Origin of the sequence: Acidovorax temperans, assembly GCF_028596105.1 — a bacterium.
Classification (GTDB): Bacteria; Pseudomonadota; Gammaproteobacteria; order Burkholderiales; family Burkholderiaceae_C; genus Acidovorax; species Acidovorax temperans.
The window spans coordinates 166716-188971 of record NZ_CP117193.1 but is presented as its reverse complement, the minus strand read 5'-3'; the positions used below and the strand labels follow the sequence as shown (position 1 = coordinate 188971).

General features: G+C 65.6%; 14 protein-coding genes. 2 read left to right on the top strand and 12 right to left on the bottom strand.

Going from position 1 to position 22256, the window contains the following annotated elements:
• Positions 1-103: 103 nt before the first annotated feature.
• The 7 genes from PQV96_RS00810 to PQV96_RS00780 all read right to left on the bottom strand — a co-directional run bounded on the left by PQV96_RS00810 (position 104) and on the right by PQV96_RS00780 (position 11288).
• A complete protein-coding gene (locus PQV96_RS00810) occupies positions 104-1771 on the bottom strand; it encodes an FAD-dependent oxidoreductase (protein WP_207374395.1) in 1668 nt (555 codons plus the stop codon).
• A 2-nt stretch (positions 1772-1773) separates the two neighbouring features.
• The gene (locus tag PQV96_RS00805; protein ID WP_273624256.1) at positions 1774-2766 is read right to left on the bottom strand and encodes a response regulator; all 993 of its coding nucleotides are present in this window, start codon (positions 2764-2766) and stop codon (positions 1774-1776) included.
• A complete protein-coding gene (locus tag PQV96_RS00800) occupies positions 2763-6530 on the bottom strand; it encodes a PAS domain S-box protein (RefSeq protein WP_273624255.1) in 3768 nt (1255 codons plus the stop codon). The genes PQV96_RS00805 and PQV96_RS00800 overlap by 4 nt, the downstream gene beginning before the upstream one ends.
• Positions 6531-6651: 121 nt before the next feature.
• Positions 6652-8223, bottom strand: coding sequence for a polyamine aminopropyltransferase (locus tag PQV96_RS00795; RefSeq protein WP_273624254.1), 1572 nt, complete (start codon positions 8221-8223; stop codon positions 6652-6654).
• A gap of 125 nt (positions 8224-8348) precedes the next feature.
• Entirely contained in the window at positions 8349-8570 is a 222-nt protein-coding gene (locus PQV96_RS00790; RefSeq protein WP_066789207.1) for a DUF350 domain-containing protein, read from the bottom strand.
• 45 nt (positions 8571-8615) lie between these two features.
• Entirely contained in the window at positions 8616-10130 is a 1515-nt protein-coding gene (locus PQV96_RS00785; RefSeq protein WP_273624253.1) for a DUF4178 domain-containing protein, read from the bottom strand.
• A 117-nt stretch (positions 10131-10247) separates the two neighbouring features.
• Positions 10248-11288, bottom strand: a complete 1041-nt coding sequence (locus tag PQV96_RS00780; RefSeq protein WP_273624252.1) for an SPFH domain-containing protein — start codon at positions 11286-11288, stop codon at positions 10248-10250.
• Between the two features lie 232 nt (positions 11289-11520).
• On the opposite strand from PQV96_RS00780, the gene PQV96_RS00775 reads away from it, so the two are divergent.
• The gene (locus PQV96_RS00775) at positions 11521-11766 is read left to right on the top strand and encodes a DUF2061 domain-containing protein (protein WP_066789198.1); all 246 of its coding nucleotides are present in this window, start codon (positions 11521-11523) and stop codon (positions 11764-11766) included.
• Between the two features lie 109 nt (positions 11767-11875).
• On the opposite strand, the gene proX is transcribed toward PQV96_RS00775, so the two are convergent.
• The 4 genes from proX to PQV96_RS00755 all read right to left on the bottom strand — a co-directional run bounded on the left by proX (position 11876) and on the right by PQV96_RS00755 (position 16636).
• Positions 11876-12922, bottom strand: a complete 1047-nt coding sequence (gene proX / locus PQV96_RS00770) for a glycine betaine/L-proline ABC transporter substrate-binding protein ProX (RefSeq protein ID WP_082759303.1) — start codon at positions 12920-12922, stop codon at positions 11876-11878.
• A 126-nt stretch (positions 12923-13048) separates the two neighbouring features.
• Complete coding sequence (gene proW, locus PQV96_RS00765; RefSeq protein WP_273624251.1) at positions 13049-14308, bottom strand: glycine betaine/L-proline ABC transporter permease ProW; 1260 nt, start codon at positions 14306-14308, stop codon at positions 13049-13051.
• 48 nt (positions 14309-14356) lie between these two features.
• The gene (gene proV, locus PQV96_RS00760; RefSeq protein WP_044396171.1) at positions 14357-15601 is read right to left on the bottom strand and encodes a glycine betaine/L-proline ABC transporter ATP-binding protein ProV; all 1245 of its coding nucleotides are present in this window, start codon (positions 15599-15601) and stop codon (positions 14357-14359) included.
• 480 nt (positions 15602-16081) lie between these two features.
• Positions 16082-16636 (bottom strand): adenine phosphoribosyltransferase, encoded by a 555-nt coding sequence (locus PQV96_RS00755; protein WP_066694640.1) that lies wholly within the window; start codon positions 16634-16636, stop codon positions 16082-16084.
• A 361-nt stretch (positions 16637-16997) separates the two neighbouring features.
• On the opposite strand from PQV96_RS00755, the gene PQV96_RS00750 reads away from it, so the two are divergent.
• Positions 16998-20045, top strand: a complete 3048-nt coding sequence (locus PQV96_RS00750; protein ID WP_273624250.1) for an EAL domain-containing protein — start codon at positions 16998-17000, stop codon at positions 20043-20045.
• Between the two features lie 109 nt (positions 20046-20154).
• On the opposite strand, the gene PQV96_RS00745 is transcribed toward PQV96_RS00750, so the two are convergent.
• On the bottom strand, positions 20155-22140 hold the full coding sequence (locus PQV96_RS00745) for a monovalent cation:proton antiporter family protein (protein ID WP_273624249.1): 1986 nt from the start codon (positions 22138-22140) through the stop codon (positions 20155-20157).
• Positions 22141-22256 lie beyond the last annotated feature (116 nt).

Genomic DNA, 22256 nt, shown 5'->3' with positions numbered 1-22256 from the left:
AAGATAGTGCTTTGAAAGTGCCGCCAGTTTGCCCGCCAGCCGTGACGGCGGTGTGACAGTGCGGCGCCCGTGTCACATGACAGTGGCCCAGACTGTCACCCCTCTACCCCTGCCAGAGCCCCGCCGCATGCCCCCGGGTGAAGGCTTCCTCAAACACCGAGTAACCCGACCAGTCGCTGTGCGCAAAGGCTAGCCGTGCAGTGGCCGGGGTGGGAAGGGCGCGCTGACGCTCTCCATTCAATAGCAGCTTGCGCTTACCGGGCGTGCCCTGCAGGCCAATTTGGCTTAAAAATGTTGGAACGCCCGGCACGGGGATGGACATGGCGTGCCCGTAGCGGGTGACCTGCACGCGGGTGGCGCGCTGCAGCACATCGGGGTGCGGGCCAGCCAGCGCGGCCAGGGCGGCGCGGCCCCAATGCTCGGCGCCCTGCGTGGCCAGTTGCTGGCGCGCATCGGCCACATCGCCCAGGGCCTGGTAGTACGTGAGCACGGTGGGGCCGGGGCGCGGGTCTAGCTTCTGGTGCGACGCATCCACATAGCCCAGGCCGCCGGGGTTGCTGTCGCCGTAGATGACGTTGTCCCACGCGGGGGCGGCGCCGGGGCGGTCGGCCAGCGGCGCGTTCAGGTGGATGTTGGTCACGGCCCAGGGTGCCCATTGCAGGCGCTGGGCGGCTTGCGCCAAGAATGCAGGCGGGTTTTGCACCACGCGCGCCGCGACAAATACCGGCAGCGCAACGATGCAACGCGGCGCCTGCCAGCGCTCCACATTGCCGCTGTGGTGGTTGAAGGCATCCACCTCCACGCCCCGGCGGTTTTCGGCAATGCGCAGCACGCTAGTGCCGGTTTGCAACTGGCCCTGCGCCTTGAGCGGGGCGGCCAGTTGCTGGGTGAGCCAGCCATTGCCCTCGGGCCAGGTCAGCACGCCTTCGCGGTCTTCGGCCACGGCTTCGCCCGGTGCATGAAAGCCGTGGCGGCTGGCAAAGTAATGCAGCCCGGCCCAGGCCGACACGCGGGCAATGCCAGCGCCGTAGTCGTCGCGGCAGCAGTAGTCCAGGTACCAGCGCAGGTGCGCGTCGTCCAGGCCCTGCTGCTGCAGCCACGCTTCAAAAGTCATAGCATCTAGCGCTTGATGGGCGGGCGCCAGGCCTGTTTTTGCATCCAAAGCGGCAAACTGCGGCATGGTGAAGCGGGCAGCACGACTGGCAGCGGCCACGGCCTGCGAGAAGCGGCGGTATTGCTCCAGCGTGGCTTCGCCCACGCCTTGTACGGGCAGCAGGCCTTCCTGCCACTCGCGCTCAAAAAACAGACGCTCTTGCGGGCTGTGGCACAGGTGGCGTTCGTCGTACTGCCAGCGCCCGGCCACGCGCTGGCGCAGGCCCAGTTCTTCCAGCAGGTCTTGCACCTCGGGCGCGTGGTCGCCCGGCACGGGCAGGTAGTGCGCGCCCAGCGGGCAGGCCACGCCATTCACCGCACCGGCCCGGCTGTTGCCGCCGGGGGTGTCTTCCAGCTCCAGCAGGGCAAAGTCGTGCACCCCGGCCAGGCGCAGGCTGCGCGCCGCCGCCAGCCCGGCCACGCCGCCGCCCGCGATGATGACCTGGGCGCGCCGCACCAGCGTGGGCGCGGGCAGCGGCCCCTGGGCCAGCAGGTCGCGCAGCGCGTGGCCGCGCTCCAGGTCGATGCCCGCAAAGGCGAATTCCAGCGCCGGGGGTGGTGGCTGGCAGCCAGCCAGCAATGCGGCAGCAGCGCTGCCCAGAAAGTGGCGCCGCTGCATCGTCACTCGGCCCACCGCGCGCGAACCTCCAGCAACTGCGGCAGCAATGGGGCGAACAGCGCCACCAGGGCGGGGTCGAAGTGTTTGCCCGCCTGGGCGGCAATGTGGTTCATCGCCTCTTGCACCGGCCAGGGCTCCTTGTAGGGGCGGCGGGTGGTGAGGGCATCAAACACATCGGCAATCGCCACGATGCGCGCCGACACCGGGATGGCCTCGCCTGCCAGGCCGCGCGGGTAGCCGCTGCCATCCCACTTTTCGTGGTGGGCCAGGGCAATTTCACGGGCCAGCTGCAGCACGCCCGAGGGGTGCTCGCCAATGATCTCGGCGCCAATCTCGGGGTGGCGGCGCATGGTGTCCCACTCGGCGGCGTCCAGCGGGCCGGGCTTGCGCAGCACGGCGTCGGGGATGCCGATCTTGCCCACGTCGTGCATGGGCGCGGCGTTGAGCAGGTCTTCGGCCCAGGCTGGGCTGCAGCCTGCGGCCAGCGCCAGCAGCTGGGCAAAGTGGCTCATGCGGATCACATGCATGCCGGTTTCATTGTCCTTGTACTCGGCCGCGCGGCCCAGGCGCTGCACGATCTGCAGGCGGGTTTCGCGCAGCTCGTCCATGCGCACCAGCGACAGGTGGGTGCGCACCCGCGCGCGCACCACGGGCGGGCTGACGGGCTTGGTGAGGTAGTCCACCCCGCCCACGTCAAACCCGGCGGTTTCGTCCTGGCTGTCGTTCAGGGCGGTGACGAAGATGACCGGAATGCCCGCCGTGGCCGGGTCGGCCTTGAGGGCACGGCAGACGGCGTAGCCGTCCATGCCCGGCATCATGATGTCCAGCAGGATCAGCTGGGGCAGCTGCTCACGCGCCACTTGCAGCGCACGCGCACCGTCGGTGGCAAACAGCAGGCGGTAGTCTGCCTGCAGCACATGGCGCAGCACCTGCAGGTTGGTGGGTTCGTCGTCCACCAGCAACAGGCGGGGGCGCTGGTCTGGGGCCTGGGTCATGAGGGGTTCTCCGTGGGCGCATCGATCCACTGCGTGCGCAGCTGCTGCAGCTGCTGCAGGGCCTGGTCGAAGTCAAAGGTGTCAATCGCTTCCTGCAAAGGCTCCATGGCCGCGGCAGGCAGCAGTTGGGCCAGCAGGTCCAGCGGCGGCTGGGCCAGTTCGGCATTTTCCAGGGCCTGCTGCAGCGCCTGCGCGGCGCTGCGGGCCCGGGTGCCCTGGGCATCGCTCAGCGGCGCATGGAGGCTGCCTTCTGCTGCGGCCCCTGCGGGCTGGCGAGCGTCTTGCGCCAAGGCATGGTGCACAGCTGCCAGCGAGGTGGGCAGCTGGTTCAGCAACAGCGGCAGCGCCGTGGCGTCCATCGAGGCAGCGGCTTCCTCAATGCGCTGGGTCAGGGTTTGCAGCGGCTTCAAGGCCAGGTTGCCCGCTGCACCGCGCAGGCGGTGGGCCAGGGCGCGCACGCCCGCCAGGTCGCGCTGGGCGGCCAGGGTCTGCAAGGCGGCAGGCGTGCCTTCATGTTCTTGCAGCAGGCGCGCCAGGGCATCGCGCAGCAGTGGCATCTGCCCCCACAGTTGCAGGCCCCGTTCCCAGTCAATGGCCGGGGGCAGGCCTGCCCCTGCGGCCAGAGCCCCCAGGCCCGAGGGGCGTGTGTTGGTGACCAGCGTGCCCCAGTCCATGGCGTCGCCGGTGGCGTGCAGGCTCAGCACCCGGGCGATTTCACGGAACAGGCGTGCGGGCTCCAGCGGCTTGCTGGCAAAGCCATCCATGCCGGCAGCGCGGGCGTTGCGCCGGTCTTGCTCCAGCACGCTGGCCGAGAGGGCAATGATGGGCACGGCCTTGCGGCGCTGCGCCTGCTCGAAGGCACGGATGCGGCGCGTGGCCTCCAGCCCGTCCATGCCGGGCATCTGCAAATCCATCAGCACCACATCAAACCGGGCATTGCAGAACGCCTCGACGGCCTCTTGCCCATCGCGGGCAATGGTGGTCTGGTGCCGCCCTCGGTCGAGGTGGATTTGCAGCAGCTCGATGTTGGCGGGCACATCGTCCACCGCCAGGATGCGCAGCGGGGGCAGGGCCACACCAGGCAGGGCCGTGGGCTGGGCGGGCGCGGGCTGCCCCTCGGGCAGCGGCAGGCGTACGGTGAACGTGGTGCCCACGCCCACGGTGCTGCGCACGCTGATCGTGCCGCCCATCAATTCGGTCAGCTGGCGGGTGATGGTAGTGCCCAGGCCGGTGCCGCCAAAGCGGCGCGTGGTGGACGCATCGGCCTGCGCGAAGGGGTCAAAAATGCGGCCCAGGTGCTGGCTGGCAATGCCGATGCCGGTGTCTTCCACCTCCAGCAACAGCCATCCTGTGCCCGTGCGCTCGTAGTCAATGCGCAGCTGTACCCGCCCGGCCTCGGTGAACTTGAGCGCATTGCCCAGCAGGTTCAGCAAGATCTGCTGCAGGCGCAGCGCATCGCCGTGCAGGTAGGCGGGCACCGAGGGCGCGACTTGCAGTTGCAGATCCAGCCCCTTTTTGGTCGCCTGGATGCGCAGCGAGGCCAGGATCTGCTCGCAGACTTCCTGCACCGACAAGTCGGCCAGTTCCAGCTCCACGGCCCCTTTTTCGAGCTTGGCGGTGTCCAGGATGTCGTTGAGCAGGCGCAGCATGGATCGCGCTGCCTGGTGCACGGTGGCCAGGTGGCGGCGCTGCCCGGCGTCCAAGGGGGTGTCGAGCAGCGTCTCGGTGAAGCCGATGATGGCGTTCATCGGCGTGCGGATTTCGTGGCTCATGTTGGCCAGGAAGGTGCTGCGCGCCGTGGCGGCCTGCTCGGCCCGGTCTTTGGCGGCACGCAGTTCCTGCTCCATGGCACGGCGCTGGGTGATGTCGGTGGCGAACTTGACCACCTTCAAAGGCTGGCCCTGCGCATCAAAAATGGGGTTGTAGGTAGCCTGGATCCAGATGCGCCGCCCGTCCTTGCCCAGGCGCAGGTATTCGCCGCCGTCCAGTTGGCCAGATCGCAGCTGTTCCCAGAACTGCACATACGCCTCGGTTTGCACGTAAGCGGGCTCGCAGAACATGCAGTGGTGCTGGCCCACGATCTCCTGGAGGTCATAGCCCATCAGATTGAGGAAATTGTCATTGGCATGGAGCACATGGCCCTGCATGTCGAACTCCACCACCGCCAGCGCGCGGTTGATGGCGCGCACGATGCTTTCGAACTCTGCGTTGCGTTCCTTGAAGGCGGTCATGTCCATGATGACGCCGTCAATCCACAGCACCTGGCCGTCGTCGCCCACCACGGGGCGGCCGCTCTCCGACACCCAGCGCAGTCGCCCGTCGCGGTCCCGAAGGCCAAACTCCACGAGGTAAGGTCGGTGCTCCTGGATGGCCGTGGAGACTTCCGCCCAAAGGCGGTCCACCTCTTCGGGCAGCGTGAGCTGGGTGAAGTTGACACGGCCTTCCAGAAAGTCCTGCGGCAACCAGCCCGTGAGTGCGGTCACCGCATCGCTGATGAACAGCATGGTCCAGTCGCCGTCGCAGCGGCAGCGGAAGGTGACGCCCGGGATGTTGGCCATGAGCGAGCGCAGGCGCTGCTCGCTGGCCTTCAGCTCCTGCTCCATGGCGCGGCGCTGGGTGAGGTCGTTGATGAAGCCCACAAACACCGGATCGCCGTCCAGCGGCACGCGGCCAATGGAAATGCGGATGGGCACCGTGCTGCCATCGGGCCGCAGGGCCAGCACCTCGCGGCCGTTGCCGCCGATCAGGCCACCACCCTGGCCCTGCAGGTAGCGCTGCAGGTAGGTGTCATGGCGAGAGCGATCAGGCTCGGGCATGAGCATGGACACGTTCTGGCCCACCACATCCTCAGGGCGCCACCCCAGGATGCGTTCGGCCGCCGCATTGAAGGACTGCACCCGGCCCTGCGCATCAATCATCACCATGCCATCCACGGCCGTGTCGGCAATCGCGCGCAGGCGGGACTCGCTCTGGCGCATCTGCAGGAACATTTGCCGGTAGCGCAGGCCAGCGTTGATGGCGATGACCAGTACACCAATAACCAGGGCCACGGCAGCCACCGCCAGGGCCATGGGAGTGCCCTCTGCAGCAGCCAACAGCTCCAACTCGTTTGGCGCCTCGATAAAGCGCAACGCCGCCATCCCGGTGTAGTGCATGCCCGCAATGGCCAGCCCCATGACCACGCCCGCTGCCAGGTTCAGCCAGCGGGCCCGCCAGCGAACCACCCGCTCCAGTCCAAATCGCACCCACAGGGCCACAATGGCCAGCAGCACGGCCACCAAGACGGAGGCCGCAAAGCCCCAAGGATCAAAGCGCATGAATGGAGCCCACTGGGACGCCTCCATACCGATGTAATGCATGGCGCCAATGCCAGCGCCGACGAGCACGCCGCCGACGACCAGGGCTGCACGGCTGATTTCGCGGCGCATCAGCAGCCCCAGCGCAACCCACGACGCAGCCACGCTCGGAAGCATAGACAGCGCTGTCATCCAGGGATCAAAACGCCCGCGCCCCAGCACGGTGAACGCCAGCATGCCGATAAAGTGCATCGACCAGATGCCCCCACCCAACGCCATCGCCCCCGACCCCCGCGCCATCTGGCGCATGAAACGGGTGTCTGCACGCCGGGCCAGGCCCGCCATTTGTAGCGCTAGCACAGACGCCAGCACCGCCATCGCTACAGACAGCGCCACCAGCCAACGATCATGCTGGGCCCAGAGCAGCGGATAGGGCTGTGCGTTATTAAGGAAAAAAAGGTCCAGCATCAGGGGCGCCTACGGCGATGAAGTCTTGGCAGCTTTGTAGCCGATTGTGACGTCCGTTACACCGGGCAGAACCCCTGCAAATTGCTCGGCGAATGCTGGCGGGGCACGGACCAAGGGCGGCTCAATGCGCCACCACCCTGCCCCATTCGCGCTCGTAGCTGTGTACCAGCGCCTGGTTGGACAGGCGGTTCACATCGGCCGGCACCCGCGCCATGTCCAGCGGAAAGTCGAACAGCAGCGGCAGCGACGGGGGGCTCAAAAACCGCAGCCCCGGCGGCAAGGCATCGGGCAGGCGCCAGGGTCTGCGGCTGGCAATGACATAGCCCCATTCACCAAAGCTGGGCACATGGGCGTGGTACGGCGCTGTCGAGAGGCCCACGGATTCGATGGTCTGCACCACCGTCCAGAAGCTCTGGCGCGCCACCAGCGGCGAGGTGGTCTGCACCACGGCGTAGCCACTGGCGGCCAGCCGCTTGTCCAGCAGCGCATAAAAGCTGTTGGTGTAGAGCTTGCCGATGGAGAAATTGGTGGGATCAGGGAAGTCCACCACGATCACATCGAAAGTGTCCTGCCCGTGCTGAAGCCACTGGAAGGCATCGGTGTTGACGATGTGCAGCTTCGGGCTTTGCAGGGCAGCGCCATTCAGCCGCGCCAGCATGGGGTTGGCCGTGAAGGCCTGGGTCATGGCCGGATCCAGCTCCACCAGGGTGACCGATTCGACCGAGGGGTACTTGAGAATCTCGCGCACCGCCATGCCGTCGCCCCCGCCCAGCACGGCCACGCGCTTGGGCGCACCGTGCGCTGCCATGGCCGGGTGCACCAGGGCCTCGTGGTAGCGGTACTCGTCACGCTCGGCAAATTGCAGGTTGCCATTGAGAAACAGCCGGTGCCCCGCCTTGCCCTGGGTGACCACGATGCGCTGGTAGGGCGATGCGGTGCTGAACACGATGCGGTCCTGGTAGAACTTGTCTTCGGCCAGGGTGGTGATGTGGTCTGCCCCCACAAAGCCTGCCAGCAGCGTGCCGAGCACCAGCACGCAGGCCACGGCATGGGCGCGCAGGCGGCGCAGCTCACCGCGAAACAGCCACACCGCCCACAGCGCCACGGCTGCGTTCATCAGGCCAAACAGCAGCCCGGTACGGATCAGCCCCAGCTGCGGCACCAGGAGCAGCGGAAACGCCAGCGACACTGCCAACGCGCCCAGGTAGTCGAACGTGAGTACCTGCGAAACCAGGTCCTTGAGCACGGTGTTGCGCTTCAAGATGCGCATGACCAGCGGAATCTCCAGCCCCACCAGCGTGCCCACCATCAGCACCATGCCGTATAGCAAGAACCGGAACGCCCCCGGCACATAGGCATTGGCCAGAAACAATGTGGCTGGTAGCGCGCCACCGATCAGAGCTACCAGCAGCTCAATGCGCAAAAAGTGCGCGGGCAGTTGCCGCTCAAAGTAGCGCGACAGCCACGACCCCACGCCCATGGCAAACAGGTACGTGCCGATGATGGTGGAGAACTGCAGCACCGAGTCGCCCAGCACATACGACGCCAGCGCCCCCGCCGCCAGCTCGTACAGCAGCCCGCAGGCCGCGACCACGAAGACGCTGATGAGCAAGGCGATGTCGATGGGGCGCGGCCCTGCGCCCGAGGCAAGGGGCGCAAGGGCTGGAGGTGGGGTGCTTTCAGCGAGAGGCATGGAGAAGGCGCAGAGGTGCGGCGCTAGCGGGTGCGGGCGTCATCAGCACAGGCACCGAAGGTCGAGACGCAGACATGAAAAGCAGCCCGCCGCAGCGGGCTGGGCGGCACTACAGGCCCCAACGCTCAATGGATGGCCGCCGCCACGATGATGCTGATGCCCAGGCACATCGCAGCCACGACCATGCCCAGGGCCTTGTTCTGCTTTTCCACAATCTCGCGCCACAGGTCGTAGGGCGTGATCTTGTCGATGATGATGAAAGCGACCCAGAAGATGATGATGCCCATCAGGGCATAGAGCAAGGTGCCGCCGATGGACAGGGGGTGAAGCCATTCAAATTTGGTCATGCGGTTCTCCGGTGAAATTCGGGTTGTTTCGATGTCATTGCGATGTCATTTATGGCCGCCGCCCGAGGAGTAGCCGCCGTACGAGCCACCCGAGCTGCGGTAGCTGGAACTGGACGAGCAGTTTTCCACCCGCGGGTCGCAGCTGGAGCAGCGGCTGAGGATGATGAGCAGGATGATGATGACCACCGCAATCAGGATGATGGTGCCGCAACCCATGCCCGACTTGGCCACGAAGGGGCCGGGGTCGTCGCGCTGCAGCACGTCTTTCTTGTCATCGAGCTTGAAGGCCTTGGCCACCGTGTCGCTGGCGATCTTGTCGCCGGCGGACCAGGTGACCTCATTGCGGCTTTGCTCCAGCGAGAGCACGCCCTTGCTGCTGGCAAAGTCGCGGTTGCTGGTCTTCTGCCCCCGGCTCACCTGCCAGTAGAACTCGCCCAGCACGTAGGTGGTTTCTGCCTCGTAGCTGTATTTGAGCTCGTACTTGGTGCCCATGTACGTGGCGGTGCGGCCGTTGGACGAGAGCTGGGGCGCGCCAGTGGTGGGGCGCACCATGCTCCAGCCTTCTTCGGAATCGACCAGGAAGGCAAAGCCGCGCTTTTGGTTGTAGAGCAGGTATTCGCTCCAGCCAAAGTGCTCGTCGTCGCCAGGCTCCACGCCCATGCGGTGCTGGAAGCCCACCACCTGCCAGAGCACACCCTGCAACTGGCCTTTGCTGCCAAGCGGGATGAGGGGCTGCACGGGCTCGTCTTGCACAGCGGCGCGCAACTCGCCGCCCACGCCGCTGTTCAGATCAATCAGGCTGTTGCACGAACCACAGGTCAGGCTCTTGGTGGTGGACAGCTGCACCTGCACCGGTGCGCCGCAATGCGGGCAGTTGAACTGCCGGCCTTTTTCTTCCTTGGCCGATTCGTCTTTGAGGCCCTGCAGCTTGAGGTCTTCCAGCAGCACCGAGCGCCCCCGCTCCACGCGGGGCGGGGTGTGGCCGTAGTCGATGCTGAGCACCTCGCCATCGGCGCTGCGCAGTTCCACCATGTCAAACGGCTGGCCCAGCGGCGGCAGTTGGGGCAGTTCGCCCTGGGCCGACACCAGCTGTGCACTGCCGCTGTAGGCCACGCTATAGCTCTTGCCGTTGATGGCGGTGGTGGCCCCCAGGCGAAAGCGGCTGGCTTCGGGCAGCTCGCGGCCGGGGTCGATCTTGCGGGTAAAGACGTAGGCGCCGTTGTCTTCCCCCAGGCTGGCGGTGCTGCCGTCTTCCAGGAAGGCCACCCACTCCGTCCACACGCCTGCATCGCTTTTGAACTGCAGGCGGCCGATCAGGGTGAAGGGCTGCTCCTTGCCATCGAGGGTGATGCGCCCGCTGGCAAAAAGCTGCAGCGGGCTGTGGTCGTCGAACAGCTCGGCCATCTTGCCCAGGCGCGTGAGCACGTCGCCGCTGCGCACCACGGTGCTTTGGCAGTAGCCGCACACGGCATGGGTGGACTGGGCGCTTTTGAATTCCACCGGCGCGCCACAGCCGGGGCAAGGGGCGCGATAGGCGCGCTGGGTGGGGTCTGTGGCCATGGGAAGGCAGTGGACAAGAAGGCTTCACTTGCGAACAAGGGCTGAAGGCAAAATATGCCTCCAGCCCTTATGCATCAAGCGCTAGTAGCTATTGATTCAATAGCAATCAAGATCCGGTCAGACCAGCTTCTTCAGCAGCTCTGCCTTCTTGGTGTCGAACTCTTCCTGGGTGAGGATGCCCTTGGCCTTGAGGTCGGCCAGCTTCTCCAGCGTGGCCATGACTTCGTCGGGCCGCACGCCCACCGGGGCCGCTGCAGCGGGGGCCGCCTGGGCAGCGCCGCCCTGCAGGCCTTGCTGCAGGTTTTGCGCCAGCACCTGGCCCAGCGCCACGCCGGCACCCAAGCCCATGGCATCACCCGCCACACCGCCGCCATTGCCCGCGCCTTCGGCAAACTTGGGGATCGCCTGCGCCGTCTGGTACTGCATGAACTTGCCCATGTCGTTGCCGACCATGCCCATGCCGATCTTCTGGTCGAGGATCTTTTGCAGCTCTTCAGGCAGCGAGACGTTTTGCACCGTCATGGCTTCGAGCTGCAGCCCGATCTTGGCAAAGGCCGGTTGCAGTTCTTGCGCCAGTGCGTTGGCAAAGGCGATCTGGTTGGCGGCCAGGTCCAGGAACGGCAGGCCGCTGCTGGCAATGGCGTTGCTGATGTTTTGCAGCACCAGGCCACGCAGCTGCCCATCCAGCTCGGCCACGGTGTAGGACTCGCGGGTGCCGGAGATTTCGGTATGGAACAGCTTGGGGTCGGCAATGCGGAAGGCGTAGTTGCCGAAGGCGCGCAGGCGCACCGCCCCAAAGTCCTTGTCGCGGATGGTGATGGGCTGAGGGGTGCCCCACTTCTGGTCGATCTGCTGGCGCGTGCTGAAGAAGTACACGTCGCTCTTGAAGGGGGACTCGAAGAGCTTGTCCCAGTTCTTCAGATAGGTGAGCACCGGCAGCGTCTGGGTGGTGAGCTTGTAGGTGCCGGGGCCGAACACGTCGGCCACCTTGCCCTCGTTCACGAACACGGCCATTTGCGACTCGCGCACCACCAACGTGCCGCCGTTCTGGATTTCCATGCCCGCCATGGGGAAGCGCCAGGCAAGCGTGCCGTCGCTGTCTTCCGTCCACTGGATGACGTCAATGAACTGCTTCTTGATGAAGTCCATCAGGGCCATGTCTTCTCCCTTGCGTGATCGCTGTTGTAAGGCCGACCATCATAGCAACAGGGGTGTTGCCTCCCAAGGGGGAACAGGGGCACATGGCAGGCGCAGGCCCACACGGCCGGACGCCCCATGCATAGCCTCTATCTGCAGGTTAGAACTTTTTGATTGGCTATTGCTATTGAGAATGCCTACCATTTGAACCCAAGCCGCTCACCCGGCACCACCACCGATTGAGGAGCCCGCCATGTCCCACATCCGCCGCATCGCCCATCAGAACAAAACCATGCTCTTGAAGACGGCCAGCTACTACGTCATCCACATCTGCGTGGCTGCCATGGTGGCTTACGCCGTCACGGGCAATTTGCTCGCGTCGCTCACCCTGAGCTTGCTGGAGCCCACGGTGCAGGCGGTGGCCTTCTTCTTCCATGAGAAGGCTTGGGCACGCAAACAGAACGCGCCGGTGGCGCAAGCCGACCCGGCGGTTGCCTGACCACAGCGGAGTACCACCATGACACGCACCCACTGGAATGACTTTGCAGGCTGGCTCACGCAGCGGCTGGCCGAGCAGGCGCATTGCAGCGCCTGACTACGTCTCTGCCTTAACGCGCCGCCGCCAGCGCCTGCGCCACCCACCCGTCAAAGGTCTTTTGGTGGGCTTTGATCCAGCCATTCACATGGCGCTCAATGTCTTGGGGCTTGTTCTCGCCATCGCGCATGCGCAGGTTCTGCGCGTTGACATCCGCCACCGGCAGTTGCATGACCTCAAAGAGCTTGGCGGCCGCGGGGTTCTTCTGCGCAAACGCCTTGTTGGCCACAATGCGCTGGGTGTTGACCGTGAAGCCAAAGTCCTTGCCGTCTGGCAGCTGGGTGCTGAGCTTGGCCTGCTCGCCCGGCAGCGATGAGTGCGGCACCTGCAGCCAGACCACATCCTTGCCAGGCTGCAGCACGCCGCTGACCCAGTAGGGCGTCCAGGTGTAGTACAGGATGGGCTTGCCTTGCTTGTAGCGCGCGATGGTGTCGGCAATCAGCGCGGCATAGCTGCCCTGGTTGTGCGTGACGGTGCCGCGCAACTTGTAGGCCGTGAGTTGGTGCTCGATGACCAGCTCACAGCCCCAGCCCGGGTTGCAACCGGTCAAGTCCGCCTTGCCGTCGCCATTGGTGTCAAACAGCTTGGCCAGGGCCGGGTCGGACAGTTGCGAGATGTGGGTGATCTTGTATTGGTCTGCCGTCTTCTTGTCGATCAAGTAGCCCTGCAAGGAATTGCGCACATAAGTGCCCTGCCGCCACAGCTTGTCGTCCCCGCCCGCATTGCGATAGAAGTCGGCATGCAGTGGGTCCCAATGGGTGGCCATGAAGGTGGCATCACCATTGGCCAGCGCCAGATGGCCGGTGGCGTACTCGGTCTCCTGGGGCGCTTTGACGGTGTAGCCCAGCTTCTCCAACGCCTTGGAGACCAGAATGGTCTGAAACGCTTCTTCCGCGATCGAGCTTTGAATGGGCTGAACGGTGGTGCCCTTGCCGGGCAAGGTCGCATCGGCCTGTACGGCGCTGGCAGCCACGAACGACAACGCGCCGATTGCCAGCGCCTTGGCGATGTGCTGGCGCGCCCGCAGAGAAACGCCTGAAATCAAATTTGGGTTGTGCATGAATGTGCTCCTTCACAGTGGTTTGAATGCAATAGACCTGCGCGCCCGCCGCCACAGCGGGTTCGCAACGATCAAAAGATGAGCGCGGGGAACGCGCAGGTGGGCGCGCAGGCGAATGCGCTCGCGTCAGACGGTCGCGTGGGCCGCGGGCAGCGGGACGCCGCCTGCGGTGTCTGCTGGCGCGTGTGCCACACGCTCGGCAGGCGCTGCGCGAAAGCGCGCCAGCAGCCCAACCACCAGGCCCACCGGGCCGGCTTGCCACCAGTGGCGCGTGCCACGGCGCGGCTGGCCCATGGCCTGGGTGACGCGGTCGAGGGTGATGGCCAGCAACACAATGCCCAGGCCACCCACCGTGGCCAGCCCCATGTCCAGGCGCCCGATTCCCCGCAGCACCATCTGGCCCAGGCCACCCACCGCGATCATGGAAGCGATGACCACCATGGACAACGACAGCATCAGCGACTGGTTGATGCCCGCCATGATGGAAGGCATGGCCAGCGGCAGCTGCACCTTGACCAGCATTTGCCAGGGCGAAGCGCCATAGGCGCGGGCCGCTTCAATCAGGTCCGGGCGCACCTGGCGAATACCCAGGTTGGTCAGCCGCACCAGCGGAGGCAGCGCGAACACGATGGTGACCACCACACCCGGCACATTGCCGATGCCAAACAGCATCACGACAGGGACCAGATAGACAAAGGCGGGCGTGGTTTGCATGGCGTCCAGGAACGGGCGCATCCAGCGTTGGGCCCGGTCGCTGCGCGCCAGCAGGATGCCCAGCGGCAAGCCGATGGCCAGACAAAACGCCAGCGAGGTCAGCACCAGCGAAAGCGTGACCATGGCCTCGGACCAGATGCCCAGCATGGCCACCAGCAGCAAGGACACTGCGGCACCGATGGCCACACCACGGCCCGCGCACTGCCAGGCCAGCAAACTCAAAATGGCCACCATCCACAGCGGCGGCACGCTTTGCAGCAAGCCCTCCATCTGGGTGAGTACGCCATCGATGGGCCCTCGCACCGCTTGGAAGAAAGGACGGAAATTCGTCACCACCCAGTCCAGCCCCTGGTTGATCCAGGACTCCACCGGCAAGCTGCCGTCCCACAGCTGGTGCAGCGCAAACCCAGGGTCGGCGCCCTCCCGGCCCGTGGTCGCGTCCAGGGGCGCGGTGGGGGCCGCCCCCATCCAGTCGCCCCCGGCATCCGGGGTGGCGACGGTGTCGCCCCAAGGGTTGTCAGGCGCGGCCGTGCTGGCGGCATCGGGGGTGGCCCACGGGTTGTCTGCCGCCTGTGCCGCCTGGTCGGGTTGCGGCGGCGCGGCGTCTGCGGTCATGGGTGCTTGGGAGGATGGCGCTTCGTAAGGATTCTTTTCAACGGTCAGATCGGACATGGTTCAGGGTCTTTCAAATTCTGGAATGGCAGGGCGGCTTGGGGCAGATCAGTGCATCTGCGCTGATGCCAAAGCGGGCTGCGAAGGTGGCACCGGCGGGGTGTCCCGGTCCAGAAACTTGAGCAAGGTGGTCTTGCTGATGGCGCCACCAAAGCGGCCGTCCGGCTGCACCACGGGCATCGCGAAGGGCGCACTGGCGACGCGGCCAAACAGCTCGCTGACGGGTTCGTCCGCCACGATGGGCTGCACCGCTGGCAGGTAGGCATGCGCCAGACCCAAGGGCCCCTGGTGCCCTGCCAAAGCCGAGCGCAAGGACTCTGCCGACACCACCCCCAAAAACTGCTGCGCGGGGCTGACCACATACGCGTACTCGCGGTCTTGGTCCTGCAGCATCTTCAACGCCGCGCGCGAGCCCCGGTCGGCATGCTCGGCCACCACGGTGAGGGGCTTTCGGGCGATGTCCGAGGCCTTGAACACGGCGGCAGCGTCCACACCACGGATGAAACTGCGCACATAGTCGTTGGCGGGGTTGCGCAGAATGTCGTCGGGCGTGCCCACTTGCACCACCTGCCCGTCTTTCATGATGGCGATGCGGTCGCCAATGCGCATGGCCTCGTCCAGGTCGTGCGAGATGAAGACGATGGTGCGCCGCCGCACCTTTTGCAGGCGCAGCAGCTCCGACTGCATTTCGGTGCGGATGATGGGGTCCAGCGCTGAAAACGCTTCATCCATCAGCAGGATCGAGGGGTCCGACGCCAGCGCCCTGGCCAGCCCCACGCGCTGTTGCATCCCGCCGGAGAGTTCGTCCGGGTAGCTGTCGCCCCACCCGGCCAGACCCACCTGCTCCAGCGCCTGGGCTGCCTGCGCCTGGCGCTGGGCGCGATCCACGCCCGCCAGCTCCAGGCCCAGTGCCGTGTTGTCCAGCACCGTCATGTGGGGCATCAGGGCAAACGACTGGAACACCATGCTGATGTCTTTGCGACGCAGCGCTCGCAGTTGCGCGTCGGGCAGCTGCGCGATGTCCACCCCGTCCACCAGGATGCGACCGGCGCTGGGCTCAATCAGCAAATTCAGCAGCCGCACCAGGGTGGATTTGCCAGAGCCCGACAGGCCCATGACCACAAAAATCTCGCCCGCCTCGATCGACAGGTGGGCGTCAAACACCCCGATGGACTGCCCCGTGCGGGCCAGGACCTCCTGCTTGCTCAGGCCTTGGCGAACCAGCGCCAGGGCCTCTTGTGGATCGTCTCCAAAGACCTTGAACACGTGGTCAATCACAATTTGTTTTGCCATGGACTTCCTCCTCCCGGTTGAACGACACAAGCCGCCCCGCACGAGCGCAGGGTTCGAGAGGGGCGACAAGCCCACGCTTTGGCGATGCAGCAGCCTGGCAGCGCCATGCGGCGCGCCCAACGGCACGAAAAACGTGGGATTTACAGAGACCGACCCGGATGGCACGCGGCAGGCGTGCGCAAGGGTCGAGTAGCGGACGGGCCGCTGCGCGAGACCAGCTCGCTCGACATGGTTGGAGCGGACGCATGCCCGCTCCGGGTGCTGCCATTGCCAATGCGTTGGCAATACAGAGTCGCAAGCACGACTCCCGGCGGCACTTCACTCAAGGGTTGAACACCTGCGTGGCAGGTAGTGAAACACGGGGAAAGTCTACGAATTCTTACCATCAAAGTCAAAACACAGGGTTTTGCAAAAATGGTATTCGCGCGCAATAAACGAAAAAGCCGCCCGAAGGCGGCTAGATGCACGCGGTAGCAAGCATCAATGACCGGCAAAGTCCACCAACGTAAACAGCGGCAAGCCAGACTCTTTCAGCCGGGCCGAGCCCCCCAGCTCGGGCAGATCGACAATCGCCGCGCCCTCGGTGACGGTGGCGCCCAGCTTTTCCAGCAGGCGGCGCCCGGCCATCATGGTGCCGCCGGTGGCGATCAGGTCGTCAATCAGCAGCACGCGGTCGCCGGGTTTCACGGCATCGGTGTGCAGCTCCACGGTGGCGCTGCCGTATTCCAGCTCGTAGGTCTCTTCCACGGTGGTGAAGGGCAGCTTGCCCTTTTTGCGGATGGGCACAAAGCCCACGTTCAGCTCATAGGCCACCACGGCGCCCAGAATGAAGCCACGCGCATCCAGCCCGGCCACCACGTCGGGGCGCAGGGCCTTGTCCATGTAGCGGTGCACAAAGGCGTCGATCAGCACGCGGAACACCTTGGGGTCCTGCAGCAGGGGCGTGATGTCTCGGAACTGCACACCGGGCGCGGGCCAGTCGGGCACGGTGCGGATGTGTTGACGAAGGTATTGGTTGACGCTGAACGACTGCATGGCATGAGGCCGCGCGCCTGAAGCAAGCGCATTGCGGCAAAAAAAACACCCCAAAGGGGCGAAGCCCCCACAGGGGGAAAAGCCCTGGGGGCGCGAAAACACGGGTTCCCAGGCGGCGCTGCCCCGCGCACACTGCACAGTAGAACAACGCCAAGCCCGATATTGTTCCAAATTGTGTGCGCCTTGGGCGACTTCTCTGCACAATGGCAAGCGAGCCACTCTGGTTCGCCCCCGCACGCACAGAACTGCAATGAAGCCAACGTACTTGTACCCCGGGCCCTGTCCCTGGCCCCCTTCGGTAACGGCTGCGGCATGCGGCCGGGTACGGCTCTTGCAATTGGGCCAGTAACCTTGCATCGCCATGCCTATCTGCGTCCTTCTCATTGACAACAATGCCTGCCACGCGCAGGTGGTGGTGTCGGCCTTGGCCGACCCCTGGCTGGGCTGGCAGGTGGATGTGGCCACCAGCGTGCAGGCGGGGCTGCAGCGTGTGCGCCAGGGCGGCGTGGACATCGTGATCTGCCGTCACCAGCTTCAAGACGGCACCGCCTTTGATGTGCTGGAGGTGCTGCAGGGCATTCCCGCCCTGGTGCTGGTGCGGCCGGGGCTGGAAGGCCATGCGGCACATGCCATGCGCCATGGGTTTGCCGACTTTGCGGTGCAAGACCCCGATTCCAACTACCTGCTGGCGCTGCCTGCGCAGATTGAGGCCGTGCTGGAACGCAGTACCAGCGCCCGCGCGCGGCGGTCCGCCGAGGCCATGCTCACCCGCCAGCACCGCTTGCTACAGGCCATCTCGCGGGCGCAGGCGGTGTTCATTGCCAGTGCCAAGCCCGAAGCTGCTTTCGATGCCCTGCTCGACGAGCTGATGGAGCTGACCCGCAGCAGCTTTGGCATGGTGGGCCACGTACAGCACACGCCCGGTGGCTCGCCCACGCTGCACTTGCACGCCATGACGGACATCCGCCGGGATGAGGCCACGCGCATGCAGACCGTGCGCCGCCTTCAGGAGGCACGGGTTTTTGACAACACCACCCCACTGGTCGGGCAGGTGCTGAAACACGAACAGCCCTTGATTCTGAAAGACGCCGACGCCAGTTGCCAGCCGCTGCCCGCCGGACTGCCGCCGCTGGGGGCTTGCATGGCGCTGCCCATTCATGCCGCGCAGGAGCTGGTGGCGGTGGTGGTGCTGGCCAACAGCCACAGCGGCTACGGCAGTGCGGACATCCAGTTCCTGCAGCCGCTGCTCAGCACCGTGGGCCAGCTGGAAATGGCGCGCCGGGCTGAAGAAGACCGGCGCCAGGTGGACGCCCAGCTGGTGCGCACCAGCGCGCTGCTGGGTGAAAAAACCAACGCCCTGGAAGCCACGCTGGCCAGCGTCCCGCAGGGCATCGTGAAGGTGGATGCCGACGGCAAGATCCGCGTGTTCAACCAGCGCTACCTGGAACTGCTGGAGCTGCCCCGCGAGTTCATGGCCACCGAGCCCACGCATGAAGACATCGTGCGCTTTCAAACCGAGCGTGGCGACTTTGGCCAGGGCTTTGAGCTGATAGAAGCCGGCGCGCGGGCCTACGTGCAAGCCGAATACGCGGTGAAAGGGCGCGGCCAGACGGTGCCCGACACCTATGTGCGCCGCACGCGCAAGGGGCGGTCCCTGGAAGTGCGCACCCGCACCATGCCCGATGGCGGCCTGGTACGCACGTTCACCGACGTGACCGATTACGTGAGCACCCTGGAGGCCCTGCGCCAAAGTGAAGCGCGCTGGCGCAGCCTGACTCACCTGTCCTCCGACTGGTATTGGGAGCAGGACGAGCAACTGCGCTTTGTGCGGCTGGACGGGCGCTCCAGCAACCAGGTGGGCATCCAGGACGACTCCTTCTACGGCCGCACCCTCTGGGAGCTGGACAACACCTTTGTGGATGACAAGCTGTGGCGGGAACACCGTGCCCAGCTGCAGGCCCATGAGGTGTTCCACAACTTTGAGATCCAGCGCCGCAAGCCCTCGGGCGAGTGGATGTGGGTGTCCGTCAGCGGAGAGCCCATCTTTGACAAGCAAGGCCAGTTTGCGGGCTACCGGGGCATCGGGCGCGACATCACGGCGCAAAAGCAGGCCGAAGCCGAGATCCAACGCCTGGCGTTCTACGACGAGCTTACCGGGCTGCCCAACCGGCGCCTGCTGATGGATCGCCTGGAGCGCGCCGTCACCCAAAGTGCCCGCAAAGGCACTCACGGGGCCTTGCTGTTTCTGGACCTGGACAACTTCAAGGGCATCAACGACACCCTGGGTCACGAATGGGGTGACCGGCTGCTGACCCTGGTGGCCCAGCGCATCACCGCCAGTGTGCGGGCCAGCGACACGGTGGCCCGCCTGGGCGGCGACGAATTTGTGCTGGTTCTGCAAGGGCTGCAGCCGGGGCCCGCCGAAGCGGCGGTAGAAGCCGAACTGGTCGCGCAAAAAGTGCTGCAGGAGCTGAGCCGGCCCTACACGCTGGAGGACGCCGTGCTGTACAGCACGCCCAGCATCGGCATCACGCTGTTTCGCAACCAGGAGCAGTCGGTGCATGAGTTGCTCAAGCGCGCAGATCTGGCCATGTACCAGGCCAAGGCCCAAGGCCGCAACACCTTGTGCTTTTTTGACCCGGCCATGCAGGCGGCGGCATCGGCACGTTCGGCCCTGGAAGGCGATATCCGCCTGGGCATTGAGCGCGACGAGTTCCTGCTGCACTACCAGCCCGTGGTGAACGCTGCCGGCCACCGCATGGGCGTGGAAGCCCTGGTGCGCTGGAACCACCCCCAGCGCGGCATGGTGTCGCCGGGCGAATTCATTCCGCTGGCCGAACAAACGGGCCTGATCCTGCCGCTGGGCCAGCAGGTGCTGCGCATGGCCTGCACCCAGCTGGCGCAGTGGAGCCAGCAGCCGGACACTTGCGACTGGACAGTGGCCGTAAACGTCAGCGCGCAGGAGTTTCGCCACCCCGATTTCGTGAAGCGGGTGTGGGACGCGCTGCGGGAAAGCGGCGCCAACGCGCACCAGCTCAAGCTTGAGCTGACGGAAAGCCTGCTGCTGCAGGACGTGGAGGACGGCATTGCCAAGATGCGCGCCCTGCGCGAGCAGGGCGTGGGCTTCTCACTGGACGACTTCGGCACCGGCTACTCGTCGCTGAGCTACCTCAAGCGGCTGCCGCTCGATCAACTCAAGATCGACCAGAGCTTTGTGCGCGACGTGCTTACCGACCCCAACGACGCCGCCATCGCCTGCACCATCGTCACCCTGGCCCAGAGCCTGGGGCTGGATGTGGTGGCCGAAGGGGTGGAGACGGAAGGCCAGCGCGAGTTTTTGCTGCGCAACGGCTGCCACAAGTTCCAGGGCTACCTGTTTGGCAGGCCCGTGCCAGCAGATCAGCTTTAAATGCTACTGAAATCATAGCTGCTTGCGCTTACTGCATAAGCGCTACAGGCCAATTTCATCCAAATCTCCGCTCCCCGCTGGAAGGCAGAGCCGGGGCGGGCGAGCCGTGCTAGCCGCGCAGCAGCTTGTCTTCGGCCAACGCCAAGGCAGTCGGGTGGCCCGACAGCACCAGGGTGTCGCCCTCTTGCAGCACAGCGTCGTCTGCTGCCGAAGCTTGGTGACCATTGGCGCGCCGCAGGTTGACCACGCGCACCCCCACCGCGTTCAGGGCCAGATCGCCCAGCGGGCTGCCCAAGGCCTTGGCTCCCGGAGGCAGGCTCACGGTGCTCATGCGCTCCTGGTCGCGCTCGTTCGGGGTGTCGTCATCCGCGCCGTGGAAGTACCCGCGCAGCATGTTGTAGCGGGCATCGCGCTGGTCCTGCACCACGCGCAGCACACGCCGCATGGGCACACCCACCAGCGCCAGCGCGTGGCTGGCCAGCATCAGGGATCCTTCAATGGCCTCGGGCACCACTTCGGTGGCGCCAGCGTCCTGCAGTTTGTCGAGGTGGGCGTCATCCTGCGTGCGCACCACCACGGGCACTTGCGGCGCGTGCGAACGGGTGTTGGCCAGCACCTTGAGGGCGGCGGGCACGTCGATGTAGGTCACCACCACGGCACTGGCGCGCACCAAGCCGGCAGCCATCAGGGCTTGCAGGCGGGTGGCGTCGCCATACACCACCGAGTCGCCGGCGGCAGCGGCCTGGCGCACCCGGTCGGGGTCTAGGTCTAGCGCCATGTAGGGAATGCCTTCGCGCTCCAGCATGCGCGCCAGGTTCTGGCCGCAGCGGCCGTAACCGCAGATGATGACGTGCTTGCTGGTGTTGATGGTCTTGCGCGCAATGGTGGTCATCTGCAGCGACTGTTGCATCCAGTCGCTGGCCACCAGCTTCATCACGATGCGGTTGCTGTACATGATGAGGAAGGGCGTGGCCAGCATCGACAGCACCATGGCCGCGAGGATGGGGTTCATCAGCGCCGGCTGCACCAGCCCATGGTCCTGCGTGAGCGACAGCAGCACAAAGCCAAACTCGCCCGCCTGCGCCAGGAACAGACCCGAGCGCAGCGCCACCCCTGTGGTGGCCCCCATCAGCCGCGCCAGCACCAGAATGATGACCGCCTTGACCAGCAGCGGCACCGCCAGCAGCGCCAGCACCAGCGCCCAGCGATCCACCAGAATGTGCCAGTCCAGCATCATGCCAATGGTGATGAAGAACAGCCCCAGCAGCACATCGTGGAAGGGACGAATGTCCGTGCCCACCTGGTGGCGGTATTCGGTTTCTGACACCAGCACGCCAGCAATGAACGCGCCCAGCGCCAGGCTCAGGCCCGCCAGTTCGGTCAGCCAGGCCAGACCCAGGGTGATGAGCAGCAGGTTCAGCATGAACAGCTCTTCGCTCTTGCGGCGGGCCACCAGGGTCAGCCACCAGCGCATGAAGCGCTGCCCGCCCGTGAGCAACAGCCCCACCAGAACCACGGCCTTGATGAGCGCCCAGCCCAGTGCGGGCAGCAACTGCTCCGACGCAGAGCCCAGGGCAGGAATCAAGATCAGCAGCGGCACCACGGCCAAATCCTGGAACAGCAGAATCCCCATCACGCGGCGGCCGTGCTCGCTTTCCAGCTCAGCGCGCTCGGCCATCAGCTTGACCACGATGGCGGTACTGCTCATGGCCAGCACGCCTGACAGCGCCAGCGCCGTCTGCCAGCCCATGTCCCAGATGCCGCCCACCCAATGCGACAACGCCACGCCACCCACCGTCACCACTGCCATGGTCAGCAACACCTGCATCAGCCCCAGCCCAAACACCTGCTTGCGCATGGCCAGCAGCTTGGGCAGGCTGAATTCGAGCCCGATGGCAAACATCAAAAACACCACCCCAAACTCGCCCAGGTGGCGCACCCCCTCAGAGTTTTGCGCCAGCGCCATGGCGTGGGGGCCAATCAGCACGCCCGCGGCCAGATAGCCCAGCATGGGCGGCAATTTGAGACTGCGACAGGTAACCACGCCCAGCACTGCGGCCAGCAAATAAAGCAAAGTCAGAGCAAGTGAGGACATACAGCGATGCTATCCGAGCGTTACAAGTTTGCGCACCTGCCGCTGCAGCAAATGGGCGCTGGGCAGTGCAGATCGCACCGGCGCTGCCAGCAAGACGGCCGAAAGGCCCGGCAACA

Coding starts and splice junctions, on each gene's coding strand:
- PQV96_RS00810 (WP_207374395.1), bottom strand. CDS start 1,771: ATGCAGCGGCGCCACTTTCTGGGCAGCGCTGCTGCCGCATTGCTGGCT.
- PQV96_RS00805 (WP_273624256.1), bottom strand. CDS start 2,766: ATGACCCAGGCCCCAGACCAGCGCCCCCGCCTGTTGCTGGTGGACGAC.
- PQV96_RS00800 (WP_273624255.1), bottom strand. CDS start 6,530: ATGCTGGACCTTTTTTTCCTTAATAACGCACAGCCCTATCCGCTGCTC.
- PQV96_RS00795 (WP_273624254.1), bottom strand. CDS start 8,223: ATGCCTCTCGCTGAAAGCACCCCACCTCCAGCCCTTGCGCCCCTTGCC.
- PQV96_RS00790 (WP_066789207.1), bottom strand. CDS start 8,570: ATGACCAAATTTGAATGGCTTCACCCCCTGTCCATCGGCGGCACCTTG.
- PQV96_RS00785 (WP_273624253.1), bottom strand. CDS start 10,130: ATGGCCACAGACCCCACCCAGCGCGCCTATCGCGCCCCTTGCCCCGGC.
- PQV96_RS00780 (WP_273624252.1), bottom strand. CDS start 11,288: ATGGCCCTGATGGACTTCATCAAGAAGCAGTTCATTGACGTCATCCAG.
- PQV96_RS00775 (WP_066789198.1), top strand. CDS start 11,521: ATGTCCCACATCCGCCGCATCGCCCATCAGAACAAAACCATGCTCTTG.
- proX (WP_082759303.1), bottom strand. CDS start 12,922: ATGCACAACCCAAATTTGATTTCAGGCGTTTCTCTGCGGGCGCGCCAG.
- proW (WP_273624251.1), bottom strand. CDS start 14,308: ATGTCCGATCTGACCGTTGAAAAGAATCCTTACGAAGCGCCATCCTCC.
- proV (WP_044396171.1), bottom strand. CDS start 15,601: ATGGCAAAACAAATTGTGATTGACCACGTGTTCAAGGTCTTTGGAGAC.
- PQV96_RS00755 (WP_066694640.1), bottom strand. CDS start 16,636: ATGCAGTCGTTCAGCGTCAACCAATACCTTCGTCAACACATCCGCACC.
- PQV96_RS00750 (WP_273624250.1), top strand. CDS start 16,998: ATGCCTATCTGCGTCCTTCTCATTGACAACAATGCCTGCCACGCGCAG.
- PQV96_RS00745 (WP_273624249.1), bottom strand. CDS start 22,140: ATGTCCTCACTTGCTCTGACTTTGCTTTATTTGCTGGCCGCAGTGCTG.